Origin of the sequence: Bradyrhizobium sp. WU425 (genome assembly GCF_021052305.1) — a bacterium.
Lineage (GTDB): Bacteria > Pseudomonadota > Alphaproteobacteria > Rhizobiales > Xanthobacteraceae > Bradyrhizobium > Bradyrhizobium canariense_D.
The window spans coordinates 3,003,702-3,017,970 of record NZ_CP088089.1 but is presented as its reverse complement, the minus strand read 5'-3'; the positions used below and the strand labels follow the sequence as shown (position 1 = coordinate 3,017,970).

11 protein-coding genes are annotated in these 14,269 nt (G+C 64.2%); 5 read left to right on the top strand and 6 right to left on the bottom strand.

The window, feature by feature from the left end:
* Position 1: 1 nt before the first annotated feature.
* Positions 2 to 415: a flagellar assembly protein FliX gene (locus tag BcanWU425_RS14245; RefSeq protein WP_231190555.1), complete on the bottom strand. Its 414-nt coding sequence runs from the start codon at positions 413 to 415 to the stop codon at positions 2 to 4.
* Between the two features lie 270 nt (positions 416 to 685).
* Between BcanWU425_RS14245 and BcanWU425_RS14240 the strand changes: the two genes are divergently transcribed.
* The 4 genes from BcanWU425_RS14240 (at position 686) to BcanWU425_RS14225 (ending at position 3,203) form a co-directional block, all read left to right on the top strand.
* Positions 686 to 1,810 (top strand): flagellar basal body P-ring protein FlgI, encoded by a 1,125-nt coding sequence (locus tag BcanWU425_RS14240; protein WP_026233176.1) that lies wholly within the window; start codon positions 686 to 688, stop codon positions 1,808 to 1,810.
* Positions 1,810 to 2,175: a flagellar assembly peptidoglycan hydrolase FlgJ gene (gene flgJ, locus BcanWU425_RS14235; protein WP_204511741.1), complete on the top strand. Its 366-nt coding sequence runs from the start codon at positions 1,810 to 1,812 to the stop codon at positions 2,173 to 2,175. The genes BcanWU425_RS14240 and flgJ overlap by 1 nt, the downstream gene beginning before the upstream one ends.
* 11 nt (positions 2,176 to 2,186) lie before the next feature.
* On the top strand, positions 2,187 to 2,684 hold the full coding sequence (locus BcanWU425_RS14230; RefSeq protein WP_027518929.1) for a hypothetical protein: 498 nt from the start codon (positions 2,187 to 2,189) through the stop codon (positions 2,682 to 2,684).
* Positions 2,685 to 2,843: 159 nt separating this feature from the next.
* Positions 2,844 to 3,203, top strand: coding sequence for a hypothetical protein (locus BcanWU425_RS14225; protein WP_085358969.1), 360 nt, complete (start codon positions 2,844 to 2,846; stop codon positions 3,201 to 3,203).
* Positions 3,204 to 3,340: 137 nt separating this feature from the next.
* Here the strand turns inward: BcanWU425_RS14225 and flaF are convergent, their stop codons facing one another.
* From flaF to BcanWU425_RS14200, 5 genes are all read right to left on the bottom strand, one after another.
* Positions 3,341 to 3,709 carry a flagellar biosynthesis regulator FlaF gene (gene flaF, locus BcanWU425_RS14220; protein WP_007612319.1) on the bottom strand — a complete coding sequence of 123 codons (369 nt, stop codon included), beginning with the start codon at positions 3,707 to 3,709 and terminating at the stop codon, positions 3,341 to 3,343.
* 292 nt (positions 3,710 to 4,001) lie between these two features.
* Positions 4,002 to 6,290 (bottom strand): DUF1522 domain-containing protein, encoded by a 2,289-nt coding sequence (locus tag BcanWU425_RS14215; RefSeq protein ID WP_204511742.1) that lies wholly within the window; start codon positions 6,288 to 6,290, stop codon positions 4,002 to 4,004.
* A gap of 214 nt (positions 6,291 to 6,504) precedes the next feature.
* Entirely contained in the window at positions 6,505 to 8,778 is a 2,274-nt protein-coding gene (locus tag BcanWU425_RS14210) for a DUF1522 domain-containing protein (RefSeq protein ID WP_204511743.1), read from the bottom strand.
* A gap of 325 nt (positions 8,779 to 9,103) precedes the next feature.
* A complete protein-coding gene (locus tag BcanWU425_RS14205) occupies positions 9,104 to 11,377 on the bottom strand; it encodes a DUF1522 domain-containing protein (protein WP_204511744.1) in 2,274 nt (757 codons plus the stop codon).
* Positions 11,378 to 11,734: 357 nt separating this feature from the next.
* Positions 11,735 to 14,008 (bottom strand): DUF1522 domain-containing protein, encoded by a 2,274-nt coding sequence (locus BcanWU425_RS14200; protein WP_204511745.1) that lies wholly within the window; start codon positions 14,006 to 14,008, stop codon positions 11,735 to 11,737.
* Positions 14,009 to 14,120: 112 nt separating this feature from the next.
* On the opposite strand from BcanWU425_RS14200, the gene BcanWU425_RS37400 reads away from it, so the two are divergent.
* On the top strand, positions 14,121 to 14,255 hold the full coding sequence (locus BcanWU425_RS37400) for a hypothetical protein (RefSeq protein ID WP_268738948.1): 135 nt from the start codon (positions 14,121 to 14,123) through the stop codon (positions 14,253 to 14,255).
* Positions 14,256 to 14,269 lie beyond the last annotated feature (14 nt).

Here is a 14,269-nt window from a genome sequence, read left to right as displayed (position 1 = left end):
GCTACGTCTGCCCGGCCTTGGCGAGCTCGACCTCGACGCGCAGCTCGATCTCGGACAGCACCGAATCCAGGCCGGAATCGCCGGAGGACGATTTCAGGTTCGCCGCAGCGTCACGCAGCCGCATCACGGTCAAGGCGTCGAGCTTGCCGGAGAGGAGCCCCATCTTGAGATCGTCGAGCACGTCGAGCGCGGTCTTTCCGCGCACGACCGAGCGCTTGCGACGTTCGACCGGATCCTCCTCGATGCCTTGCAGCGCCAGCAGCCCGTCGATGTTGGCGGCCGCCTTCGGTGCGGCGGCGCCTCGCGTCTCCGGCGCCGACGAGGTGTCGGGCAGCACGAAGCTGCCGGAGCTCGTCCGCCTGGTCTGGCTGGCCGGCGTTCCAAGCGTGGTGCCGTTCGGTCCGTAGATGCGCATCGGAAGCAATCCGGGTGATCGATGCGCCACATTCGCCGTTTTATGGTTAACGGCCCGTAAACAGCTCGGCAAAATCTGCCGACAGGCGGCAGTTTCGCTCCTCAGGGACAACGCAGGCTGAGGTCGCTCGAAACAGATTTATTCAACCTATTCAGCGACCTACCCCCGCTGCCCCGAGTTGGCACAGTGCTCGCAAGGACAGCGTCGGACCAGCTCGTCATGGGAGTGTCGTGACGGTCCTTTGATTTGAGGAGCCTCGGGGAGCAGAGGATGCCAAGCGTTCGTTGGGTGAGACTTGTGGGGGTGGCCTGCGCCGCGCTGTCAGCGCTGGCGCTCTCGGTCAATTCTGCAAGCGCGACATCGCGCATCAAGGATCTCGCCAACATCGAAGGCGTGCGGCAGAACCAGCTCATCGGCTACGGGCTCGTCGTGGGTCTCAACGGCACCGGCGACACCCTGAACAACATCCCCTTCACCAAGCAGTCGCTGCAAGCGATGCTCGAGCGCATGGGCGTCAACATCCGCGGCGCCACCATCCGCACCGGCAACGTCGCCGCCGTGATGGTAACAGGCAATCTGCCGGCCTTCGCCACCCAGGGCACGCGCATGGACGTCACCGTCTCCGCGCTCGGCGACGCCAAGAATCTCCAGGGCGGCACCCTGCTCGTCACCCCACTCCTCGGCGCCGACGGCAACGTCTATTCGGTCGCACAGGGCTCGCTCGCGATCTCCGGCTTCCAAGCCGAGGGCGAGGCGGCGAAAATCGTGCGTGGCGTGCCGACGGTCGGACGCATTGTCAACGGTGCCATCATCGAGCGCGAGATCGAGTTCGCGCTCAATCGCCTGCCGAACGTCCGGCTTGCGCTGCGCAATGCCGACTTCACCACGGCCAAGCGGATCGCCGCCGCGATCAACGACTATCTCGGCGTCAAGACCGCCGAGCCGATCGACCCGTCGACCGTGCAGCTTGCGATCCCCCCGGAGTTCAAGGGCAACGTCGTCGCCTTTCTCACCGAGATCGAGCAGCTCCAGGTCGATCCGGATCTCGCCGCCAAGATCATCATCGACGAACGCAGCGGCATCATCGTGATGGGTCGCGACGTCCGCGTCGCCACCGTTGCGGTCGCACAGGGCAACCTCACCGTCACGATCTCCGAGAGCCCGCAGGTCAGCCAGCCCAACCCGCTGTCGCGGGGGCGGACCGTGGTCGCACCACGCAGCAGCGTCAGCGTCACCGAGGACGGCAAGAAGTTCGCCGTCGTCAAGGACGGCGTCTCGCTTCAGCAGCTCGTCGACGGCCTCAACGGTCTCGGCATCGGCCCGCGCGATCTCATCAGCATCCTGCAGGCGATCAAGGCCGCCGGTGCGATCGAAGCCGACATCGAGGTGATGTGATGCAGACCGGCATGGTCAACACCGCACGCGTCGCCAGCTCCGCCTTCTCGGTGGAGAGCCGCAATGGCCGGCCGGACTTCGATCTCGCCGCGGCACTGCAAAAGGTCTCGCCGAAGCAGCAGGCCAAGGCGCAGAAGATCGCCACCGACTTCGAGGCGATGTTCCTCAACAGCATGTTCTCGCAGATGACCTCGGGCCTGAAGGGCGAAGGCCCGTTCGGCGACACGCCTGGTACCGGCGTGTGGCGCTCGATGCTGACCGAGCAATATTCCAAGAACTTCGCCAACGCCGGCGGCGTCGGCATCGCAAGCGACGTATATCGCACCCTGATCATGCAGCAGGCAAAAACGATCCGCACGGCATAAGGTCAAACGAGATGAACCATTTCAACGCCTCGCGTCAGCCCGTGCAAGCGCAGCGCCCGAACACCGCACCCGGCAGCGCCGAGGCGCGCAAGATCGCCGAGCAGTTGATGGATGCGATGAGCGCCCTGCTCGGTCTGATCGAGCGCGAGACCGAGCTCGTGCGCGCCGGCCAAGTCCGCGAGGCGATGACCCTCGAGAGCAAGAAGCAGGAGCTGTCGCGAAACTATGTCGGCGCGGTCACCCAGTTGAAGGCGAACCAAGCCCAGCTCGCCAAATCCGCGCCCGAGCTGCTCTCGACGCTGCATCGGCACCACGATGCATTCCGCGCGATGCTCCAGGTCAACCTCACCGTGCTAGCAACCGCTCACGCCGTGTCGGAGAGCGTCGTGCGCGGCGTCAACGCCGAGATCCAGAAGCGCAACGTGCCGAACACCTATACGGCCGCGGGACGACGCGCCACGCCGGGCCCGCGCCACATCACGCCGCTCGCGGTCAGCCGCTCGCTCTGAGCGCGCGCAACAACAAGCGACAATTTTATGAAAAACCGCGCGGCAACATCGTCGCGCGGTTAGGCACGTTTCCTTACCGGATGTTCAATCCCGGTGTTCCATGGTTGCGTATTGAGAGGGGTTGGGATTTGACTCACGTGAGGCAACCAGGAGGCTGCCATGAGTACAGATTTCAGCATCAGGCCGGTGGGGATACCGGTTGCCGTGCAGATCGTAGCGACGTCGAATGCGGCGGCGAACGAGGCCGTACAAACCGATCTGCCCGTGAGCCAGACAGTGGCCGCTGGCGAGGCGAGCGCGCCTGCACGCAATGATTTGCGAAGCAACGAGAACGTCTCACGCCAGGTCGTGTTCGACCAGGCGGCGGCGTCGTTCGTCTTCCAGGTCGTCAACGACAGGACCGACGCGGTGGTCAACCAGTTCCCCGACGAAGCAATGCTGCGCCGGCGGGCCTATTTCCATGCGCAGGATTTGAAATCCGAGCCCTCGCGTCCGGCCAGCACGGACCGCAGCGCCTGACCATCAGGCGTCGAGCGTCGCAACGGCAACATCGAGATCGCTCGCACCGGTCGCGGGACCGGTGACGACGTTCCTGATCTGCGTCTTGTCGGTATTCGTCAGCATAATTTGGTGTTGAAGGAACGAGCCGTGCTCGATCACGGACGGCCGGACAGACCGGCGGCGATATTGCGGTTGATCTCGATCAGCGGACGGAAGTGATCGAACTGCGGGCTCATCTGCAGCGCGGCGGTCTGGCTCAGCACGAACACGCTGATGTTGGCGATCTTCTGCCGGACGTCGATCGGCTGCGGATTGTTCTCGCGCATGGCCTCGCTCAGGAAAATCGTCCAGAGCTTGCGATTGAACATCAGGGCCTGCGTGGTCTGCTCGCTGAACGGCTCGGCGCTGTTGATCGCATCCTGAAGCTTGTTCGCGGCCTTGAGCAGGGTCTGCGCTTCGATGTCGCGAGGAGATGCGGTGGTCGTTGCAACACGCGCGTAGGCCGAGGCAGCGGAATTCGACATCAATCACACCCTGGAGGTTACCTAGCCCGTTGAACGCGCTTAAGGATTTCTTTCCCGACCCTAGGCAGCACCGCTTAAGATTTGCTTACATGTGTGCTTGGAAGCACTCCGGATTATTACGGGTCTCGGAGTTCTTCGTCATTGTGAAGCTAGGCGCGCACGTACACGCTGTAAACACGTCACGCGTGGTGCGCGTCGATCTCAGCTAATCCTGCCTTAGCGATCTCCGTAAAATGAACGGCGGAGCGTTAGGCCCCGCCGCGAAATCGATGAGTGATCTTGCGCCGCGAAATTAGCGGAGCAGCTGTAGCACGCTCTGTTGCGACTGGTTGGCCAGCGACAGCGCGGAGACCGCGATCGACTGGCGGGTCGACAGCGCCTGGCTGTTCGCGGCTTCCTCGTTGGTGTCGGCCAGGGTCAGGTTGGCCGAGCCGGTCTGCAGAACGTTGATCAGGTTCTTGGAGAAGTCCTGACGCACCTGCACGATCGACAGATTCGAACCGAGCGAAGAACCCTCGGAGCGCAGCGTGCTCGAGGCCGCATTCAGGCTGGCCAGCACCTTGTTGGTGGCACCGTTGTCGATGAAGTCCGTGCCCGGAACGAGATTGCTGAGACCGAGACCGGCCGCGTTGAACACGACGCCGTTGATGCCGAGCGTCGAACTGCCGTTCTCGTTGAAGACCAGCTTCAGCGTGTCGCCGTTGAGCAGGTTGACGCCGTTGAAGGACGAGTCCTGCGAGGTCGTGTCGATCTGCGCCAGGATGTTGTTGAACTGACTGACCAGGCCGGAGCGCGCGGTCTGCGCGACGGGATCCTGAATCGGGGGCTGCGCGGTGGTAAAGGCCAGCACGCCGGTGAGCGTACCGCCGACCGTTCCGCCAGCGGTACTCGAGCCGAGGGTCGAGGATGCGTACTCGTTGACGGTGGTGACCGTCAGCACGCCGTTGGCGTCGATCGTCGCCGTCAGGTGGTTGGCCTGAAGCTGCACATTGAGCTGGTCGAGCGTCTTGACCGTGCCGTTGGTGCCGTCGCCGAAGGTGACGTTGACCGGCGTGCCGCCGTTGAAGGAGGTGAAGGTCAGCGTCTTGCCACTAACACCGCCGACGCCGGAGTTGCGCGCCGCGGCGAAAGCGGTCGCCGTTCCCGTATTGCCGCTGAGACCGAATGCGTTGAGCGCATTGCCGGTGCCGGTGATCGACAGGTCGGCGTTGATGCCGGTGGAGAGCGCCAGCTGACCGCTGCTGTTGACCGACGAGGGGATCTGGCCCGCGGTGGTCGACAGCGTCGCCGCGCCGTTGAAGATACTGGCGGTCTTGACGCCGGTGGCGAGGTCGATCGAGTTGAGCAGATCGTTGAGAGTCGCGCTCTGGAGGTAGACGGTCGAATTGCCGTTGCCGTCGGTGACGATGTTGCCGTTGACGCCGCCGGAGGTCACGCTCAACGCCGACTGGGGCGACTGGGCGTTCTTGAACGTGATGGTGTGGCCGTCGATGTTCAGCGTCGAGCCGTCCTGAACAAGAGAGCCGAGCGAGCCCGCGGTGGTCGATCGGGCCGCCGTCACGCTCGCATTGCCTGCGCCGGTCGCCGTGGTCAGACCGAGCTTGTTGAGGAAGTCGGCCTTGCCCGTCAGGCTCAGATCGGCGCCGGTCGAGCTCTTCAGCGTGACCTGGCCGCCCGTGACGGAGGACGCCACCTGCAGCGTGCCGATCGGACCGGTCGAGCCGCTGACCGTAATGGTTGCCGCGCCTGCACTGATTGCCGCGGTCTTGACGCCGCTGGCGAGGTCGATCGCGCTGAGGACATCGTCGACAGTCGCGCCGGGCGCAGTCGGCGTTCCCTCGTAGACGATCGAATTGCCGTTACCATCCGTGGCGATGTGCCCGCTCGGGTTGAGGCCCCAGCCGGTCGGCTGCGTCGTCGGTGCGATACCGGTGCGGAAGGTGATGGTCTTGCCGTTGACCGTGATGGTGTCGCCGTCCGCGGGCGGCGCGCCGAAGGTGGTGGATGTCGTGGTGCCGACCAGCGTGGTGGTACCGGAGAGTGCAGTCGTGCCGTCGGCCGCGGTCGCGGCAAACCCGACATGCGTGCCGGCGTTCGAGCCCAGCGAGGCGCCGAGCGCGGCGGTTCCCGTGACCGGGGTCACGCCACCGGCTGCGCCGGTATAGAGCACGTTGCTCTTGGCGGTCGCGCTCGCATAGGAGGTCGTGCCGCGGAGGTCGGCGGGCGTCGCACCGGGAATCGTGGTGGAGACGTTCGACTTGGTGGAATAGCCGACCGTGGTCTGCAGCGCCTGGTTGGCGATCGACTTGGCACTGTCGATCAGCTTCTGCAGCGAGGTGATGCCGGTGTTGGCCGCCTGCAGCACCTGCACACCGTTGTTGATGCCATCCAGCAGGTTGCCGATGTCGCTCGCCCGGTTGTCCAACCCCTGCGCTGTGAAGAAGTTGGTGGGATTGTCGAGCGCCGTGTTGACCTTCTTACCGGTCGACAGCCGCTCCTGCGTCGTGGCCAGCAAGTCGGCCGTCGACTGCAGCGACAACAGGTTCTGGCGAACGGACGCCGAGAGAACGATGTTGGACATTGGCGAGTCTTCCTCTTGAACCTGGTACGAATCGGCCGCCCGGTCTTGAAAGCGGCCTTTTGTCCAGTCTTAGGGGGTCTCCTTTAAAGTATGGTTAACGCCGGTTTAAGGGATAGGGTTAATGGCTGGTGAACCTCCCTGCCCGCCTCCGGACGCAAAAAAGCGGCGGGACAAATGGCCCGCCGCCATGATTTTATTTAGCGATACCAGCTACTTAGCGGAGCAACTGGAGCACGCTCTGCTGCGAAGTGTTGGCCAGCGACAGCGCGGAGACCGCGATCGACTGGCGGGTCGACAGCGCCTGGCTGTTGGCCGCCTCGACGTTGGTATCGGCCAGCGTCAGGTTGGACGAACCGGTCTGCAGCACGTTGATCAGGTTCTTGTTGAAGTCCTGACGCACCTGCACCACCGAGAGGTTTGAACCGAGCGCTGAGGCTTCCGAGCGCAGCGTGCTCGACGCGGCGTTCAGGTTGGTCAGCACGCGGTTGGACGCGGCGTTGTCGATGAAGTCGACACCGACGGTCAAGGCAGCGAGGCCGAGACCCTTGGAGTTGTAGGTCACGCCGGTGATGTTGAGGCTCGACTTGCCGGTCTCGTCGAACACCAGCTTGAGCTGGTCGCCGTTCAGCAAATTGACGCCGTTGAACGAGGAGTCCTGCGAGGTCGTGTCGATCTGGTTCAGGATGTTGTTGTACTGAGACACGAGGTTCGCGCGGGCCGTCTGTGCAACCGCATCCTGGACGGGGCTGGAAGCCGTCGAGAAGGTCAGCGCCGAAGTCAGCGTGCCGCCGATGCCGCCGCCTGCGACGGTCGATCCGATCGTCGAGGACGCGTAGTCGTTCGACGCCGTGATGGTCAGCCGGCCGTTGGCGTCGATCGTGGCAGCCAGGTTGTTGGCCAGAAGCTGCGTGTTGAGCTGATCGAGCGTCTTGACCGTGCCGTTGGTGCCATCGCCGAAGGTGACATTGACCGCCGTGCCGCCGTTGAAGGAGGCGAAGGTCAAGGTCTTGCCGGCAATGCCGCCAACCCCGGAGGTGCGCGCCGCAGTGAACGCCGACGCGCTGCCGGTGTTGCCGGCCAGCCCGAATACATTCAGTGCATTGCCGCTGCCCGTGATCGAGAGGTCGGCGTTGATGCCGGTCGAGAGCTTGAGCTGACCGGACGTATTGATCGTCGAATTAGACTGGCCTGTGGCGGTCGCAAGCGTCGCGGTGCCGTTGGCGTTGATCGTCGCGGTCTGCACGCCGGTGGCAAGGTCGATGGCCTTCAGCACATCGTTGACCGTGCCGGCCTGCAGATAGACCGTCGAGTTGCCATTGCCGTCGGTGAGGATGTTACCGCTGGCACCGAAGCCGCTCGGAACGCTCGGAGCACCCGTCGAGCCCGGGATCGGCGCGTTCTTGAAGGTGATGGTGTGACCATCGACGTTGAGCGACGAACCGTCCGTAAGGGTTGCACCCAGCGAGGCCGCGCTCGTGGTCCGTGCGACGTTGACGGTGGCGTTGCCTGCACCCGTAGACGTCGTCAGGCCGAGAGCCTTGAGCAGGTCGGCCTTGCCGGTGACGCTGAGATCCGCACCCGTCGAGCTCTTCAGCGTGACGGCGCCGCCGACGGCGGTCGAGACGGCAGCACCTGGCTGGCTGGCGCTCGTGGAGATCGTCGCAGCACCCGCGGTGATGGATACGGTCTTGACGCCGCTGGCCAGATCGATCGCGGACAAGAGATCGTTGACGGTCGCGGTGGCGAGATAGACGGTGGTGTTGCCGCTGCCGTCGGTGACGAGGTTGCCGCTGACGCCCGAACCGCTCGGAACGGCGGTCGACGCCGGAGCCGCGCCGCTGCGGAACGTGATGGTCTTGCCGTTCACGGTCACCGTGTCGCCATCGGCAGGCTGGGCGTTGCCGGCCAGGCCGGTCGCGGTCGTGCCGTTGGTGGCGATCAGGGTGATGGCGCCGGTCAGGGCCGTGGTGCCGTCACCGGCCGTCGCGCCCGTGCTTGCAAAGGAGCCGATGGTAGCGCCGAGCGTCGTCGTGCCGGTCGCCGCCGTGGTGCCGCCGGCCGTGCCGTTGTAGAGCACATTGCTGCTCGCGGTCGCGCTGGCGAAGCTCGTTGTGCCGCGCAAATCGGCCGCCGTCGCACCGGAGATCGTGGTGGAAACGTTGGACTTGGTGGAGTAGCCGACGGTGGTCTGCAGCGCCTGGTTGGCGATCGACTTCGCAGAGTCGATCAGCTTCTGCAGCGAGGTCAGGCCAGTGTTGGCGGCCTGCAGCACCTGCACGCCGTTGGCGATGCCGTCGAGCAGATTGTTGATGTCGCTGGCGCGGTTGTCGAGCGACTGTGCGGTGAAGAAGTTGGTGGGATTGTCCAGGGCCGAGTTGACGCTCTTGCCGGTCGACAGACGGTTCTGTGTGGTAGCGAGAAGATCGGCGGTGGACTGGAGAGACAGCAGGTTCTGACGAACCGACGCAGAGAGAACAATACCGGACATGACTCTTACCCTTCTGGTTTACGCGTCTTCGTTCGATCGCTTCGGATCGAGTGACGGGGACAGCGTGCCGCGACATGGCTAACAAAGGGTGAAACAGCACGCGCCCGCATTAAGCGCGGGTTCACCATAAGCGCGGGAAGGCGTGGTCCGGGCCGGCAATCAGGCTGAAATCATTGGCTTTTATCCGCGCTTACTCTCCATTAACCATAACCGCTGGTTACTTTTCGGAGCGTCGCACGGCTGCTCGAATGACAAATGACGCGCAAAAAAAAGCGGCGGGGCCGAAGCCCCGCCGCCGTAGTCGTCTTGCGATGTCTTCCGCTTGTTAGCGGAGCAGCTGCAGCACGCTCTGCTGCGACTGGTTGGCCAGCGACAGCGCGGAGACCGCGATCGACTGGCGGGTCGACAGCGCCTGGCTGTTGGCCGCCTCGACGTTGGTGTCGGCCAGCGTCAGGTTGGACGAACCAGTCTGCAGCACGTTGATCAGGTTCTTGTTGAAGTCCTGACGCACCTGCACGATCGTGAGGTTTGAACCAAGGCTCGACGCTTCCGAACGCAGCGTGCTCGACGCCGAGTTCAAATTGGTCAGCACCTTGTTGGTGGCGGCGTTGTCGATGAAATCGACACCGCTGGTCAGCGAGGCCAGGCCGAGACCCTTGGAGTTGTAGGTCACGCCGGTGATGCTCAGGTTCGACTTGCCGGTCTCGTCGAACACCAGCTTGAGCTGGTCGCCGTTCAAGAGATTGACGCCGTTGAACGAGGAATCCTGCGAAGTCGAGTCGATCTGCGCAAGGATGTTGTTGTACTGGCCGACCAGGTTCGAACGCGAGGTCTGGGCAACCGTGTCCTGGACGGGGCTGGAAGCCGTCGAGAACGTCAGGGAGGAGGTCAGCGTGCCGCCGATCGCACCACCCGCGGCGCTCGAACCGATGGTCGAGGACGCGTAATCGTTGGTGGTCGAGACCGTCAGCAGGCCGTTGGCGTCGATCGTCGCCGTCAGGTTGTTGGCCTGAAGCTTCGTGTTCAGCTGATCGAGCGTCTTGACCGTGCCGTTGGTGCCGTCGCCGAAGGTGACGTTGACCGCCGTGCCACCGTTGAAGGAGGAGAAGGTCAAGGTCTTCCCGGTAAGGCCGCCGACGCCGGAGGTGCGCGCCGCGGTGAACGCGCTCGAGGTCCCGGTGTTGCCGGCGAAGCCAAGCGCATTCAGCGCGTTGCCGGTGCCGGTGATCGAGAGGTCGGCATTGACGCCGGTCGAGATCTTGAGCTGGCCGGAGGCATTGATCGACGAGTTGGTCTGGCCGGCCGCAGTCGCAACCGTCGCGGTGCCGTTGGCGTTGACCGTCGCGGTCTGGACGCCACTGGCAAGGTCGATGGCCTTGAGCACGTCGTTGATCGTGCCGGCCTGCAGATAGACCGTCGAGTTGCCATTGCCGTCGGTGAGGACGTTACCGCTCGTACCAAAACCGCTCGGAACGCTCGGAGCACCGGTCGAGCCCGGGATCGGCGCGTTCTTGAAGGTGATGACGTGACCGTCGACGTTCAGCGTCGAACCGTCGGCGATCGTCGCACCCAGCGAGGCCGAGCTCGTGGTCCGGTTGACGTTGACGGTGGCGTTGCCGCCGCCCACGGCCGTGGTCAGGCCGAGAGCCTTGAGCAGGTCGGCCTTGCCGGTAACGCTGAGATCCGCACCCGTCGAGCTCTTCAGCGTGACGGCGCCGCCGACGGCGGTCGAGACGGCAGCACCTGGCTGGCTGGCGCTCGTGGCGATCGTCGCAGCACCCGCGGTGATGGATACGGTCTTGACGCCGCTGGCCAGATCGATCGCGGACAAGAGATCGTTGACGGTCGCGGTGGCGAGATAGACGGTGGTGTTGCCACTGCCGTCGGTGACGAGGTTGCCGCTGACGCCCGAACCGCTCGGAACGGCGGTCGACGCCGGAGCCGCGCCGCTGCGGAACGTGATGGTCTTGCCGTTCACGGTCACCGTGTCGCCATCGGCAGGCTGGGCGTTGCCGGCCAGGCCAGTCGCGGTCGTGCCGTTGGTGGCGATCAGGGTGATGGCGCCGGTCAGGGCCGTGGTGCCGTCACCAGCCGTCGCGCCCGTGCTTGCAAAGGAGCCGATGGTGGCGCCGAGCGTCGTCGTGCCGGTCGCCGCCGTGGTGCCGCCGGCCGTGCCGTTATACACGACGTTGCTGCTTGCGGTCGCGCTGGCGAAGCTCGTGGTGCCGCGCAGGTCGGCCGACGTCGCACCCGCGATCGTGGTGGAGACGTTGGACTTGGTGGAGTAGCCGACGGTGGTCTGCAGCGCCTGGTTGGCGATCGACTTCGCAGAGTCGATCAGCTTCTGCAGCGAGGTGATGCCGGTGTTGGCGGCCTGCAGCACCTGCACGCCGTTGGCGATGCCGTCGAGCAGATTGTTGATGTCGCTGGCGCGGTTGTCGAGCGACTGTGCGGTGAAGAAGTTGGTGGGATTGTCCAGGGCCGAGTTGACGCTCTTGCCGGTCGACAGACGGCTCTGGGTGGTGGCGAGGAGGTCGGCGGTGGACTGGAGGGAGAGCAGGTTCTGACGAACCGACGAGGAGAGAACAATACCGGACATTGAGTGTTACCCTTCTGGTACGCAACGCAACAAACTTCGATTAGGATTAATCGATGCCGGGACGGTGAATGTAGACGGCTAACAAAGCATGAAGCGTGTCGCGCCAGTCCTTGCGCGGATTCACCATATGAGCAATCGGAGCCATCTCAAGCTCGACCATATCGTCATGATAGCATGATGCTTTTTCGCGCAACGACCCGGCGTTTGCGACTTGTCAACCATAACTCAGAGTAAGCAATCGGCTGCATCCGAATGCATCGTTGCACTTCGTCGAACGGCACTCTGATGCCGCCCTAAAAAGAAAGCGGCGGAGCCGAAGCCCCGCCGCCGGATCTTGCTTGCGATGTCGTCCGCTTGTTAGCGGAGCAGCTGCAGCACGCTCTGCTGCGACTGGTTGGCCAGCGACAGCGCGGAGACCGCGATCGACTGGCGGGTCGACAGCGCCTGGCTGTTGGCCGCTTCGGTGTTGGTGTCGGCCAGCGTCAGGTTGGACGAACCGGTCTGCAGCACGTTGATCAGGCTCTTGTTGAAGTCCTGACGAACCTGCACCACCGAGAGGTTCGAACCGAGGCTCGACGCTTCCGAACGCAGCGTGCTCGACGCGGCGTTCAGGTTCGACAGCACCTTGTTGGTCGCGGAGTTGTCGATGAAGTCGACACCGCTGGTCAGCGCTGCGAGGCCGAGACCCTTGGAGTTGTAGGTCACGCCGGTGATGCTGAGGTTCGACTTGCCGGTCTCGTCGAACACCAGCTTGAGCTGGTCGCCGTTCAAGAGGTTGACGCCGTTGAACGAAGAGTCCTGCGAGGTCGTGTCGATCTGGTTCAGGATGTTGTTGTACTGAGACACCAGGTTCGAACGCGAGGTCTGGGCAACCGTGTCCTGGACGGGGCTGGAAGCCGTCGAGAACGTCAGCGCCGAAGTGAGCGTGCCGCCGATCGAACCACCCGCGGCGCTCGAACCGATGGTCGAGGACGCGTAATCGTTGGTGGTCGAGACCGTCAGCAGGCCGTTGGCGTCGATCGTCGCCGTCAGGTTGTTGGCCTGAAGTTTCGTGTTCAGCTGATCGAGCGTCTTGACCGTGCCGCTGGTGCCGTCGCCGAAGGTGACGTTGACCGCCGTACCGCCGTTGAAGGAGGAGAAGGTCAAGGTCTTGCCGCTGAGGCCACCGACGCCGGAGGTGCGGGCCGCGGTGAACGCGGTCGAGGTCCCGGTGTTGCCGGCGAAGCCAAGCGCATTCAGCGCGTTGCCGGTACCGGTGATCGAGAGGTCGGCATTGACGCCGGTCGAGAGCTTGAGCTGGCCGGAGGCGTTGATCGACGAGTTGGTCTGGCCCGTGGCGGTCGCAAGCGTCGCGGTGCCGTTGGCGTTGACCGTCGCGGTCTGCACGCCGGTGGCAAGGTCGATGGCCTTGAGCACATCGTTGACCGTGCCGGCCTGCAGATAGACCGTCGAGTTGCCATTGCCGTCGGTGAGGACGTTACCGCTCGTACCAAAACCGCTCGGAACGCTCGGAGCACCGGTCGAGCCCGGGATCGGCGCGTTCTTGAAGGTGATGACGTGACCGTCGACGTTCAGCGTCGAACCGTCGGCGATCGTCGCACCCAGCGAGGCCGAGCTCGTGGTCCGGTTGACGTTGACGGTGGCGTTGCCGCCGCCCACGGCGGTCGTCAGGCCGAGAGCCTTGAGCAGGTCGGCCTTGCCGGTGACGCTGAGATCCGCACCCGTCGAGCTCTTCAGCGTGACGGCACCGCCGACAGCGGTCGAGACGGCAGCACCTGGCTGGCTGGCGCTCGTGGCGATCGTCGCAGCACCCGCGGTGATGGATACGGTCTTGACGCCGCTGGCCAGATCGATCGCGGACAAGAGATCGTTGACGGTCGCGGTGGCGAGATAGACGGTGGTGTTGCCACTGCCGTCGGTGACGAGGTTGCCGCTGACGCCCGAACCGCTCGGAACGGCGGTCGACGCCGGAGCCGCGCCGCTGCGGAACGTGATGGTCTTGCCGTTCACGGTCACCGTGTCGCCATCGGCAGGCTGGGCGTTGCCGGCCAGGCCGGTCGCGGTCGTGCCGTTGGTGGCGATCAGGGTGATGGCGCCGGTCAGGGCCGTGGTGCCGTCACCGGCCGTCGCGCCCGTGCTTGCAAAGGAGCCGATGGTGGCGCCGAGCGTCGTGGTGCCGGTCGCCGCCGTGGTACCGCCCGCTGCGCCGCTAAACACGACGTTGCTGCTTGCGGTCGCGCTGGCGAAGCTCGTGGTGCCGCGCAGGTCGGCCGCCGTCGCACCCGCGATCGTGGCGGAGACGTTGGACTTGGTGGAGTAGCCGACGGTGGTCTGCAGCGCCTGGTTGGCGATCGACTTCGCAGAGTCGATCAGCTTCTGCAGCGAGGTGATGCCGGTGTTGGCGGCCTGCAGAACCTGCACGCCGTTGGCGATGCCGTCGAGCAGATTGTTGATGTCGCTGGCGCGGTTGTCGAGCGACTGGGCCGTGAAGAAGTTGGTGGGATTGTCCAGGGCCGAGTTGACGCTCTTGCCGGTCGACAGACGGTTCTGCGTGGTGGCGAGAAGATCAGCGGTGGACTGGAGGGAGAGGAGGTTCTGACGAACCGAGGAGGAGAGAACGATACCGGACATTGGGTGTTACCTTTCTGGTAAACGACGCTTACTGTTACGCGTCTGCATGGATCGAGTGACCCAGCGACCGGCGGACCGTGGGGCGGAGTCCTCTAACGAAACATGAAATGAAATGCGCGCTTTCACTGAGTCGGCGCGCGATTCGGCCCATTTGCACACTGGCCAGGTCACGCAGCCGGGCGATTTCAACATTGAAATGATTGAGTTTTTCCGCGGCATCGGCCGGGATTTACAACTCGTTAACTAGTCTTGATGGAGTAT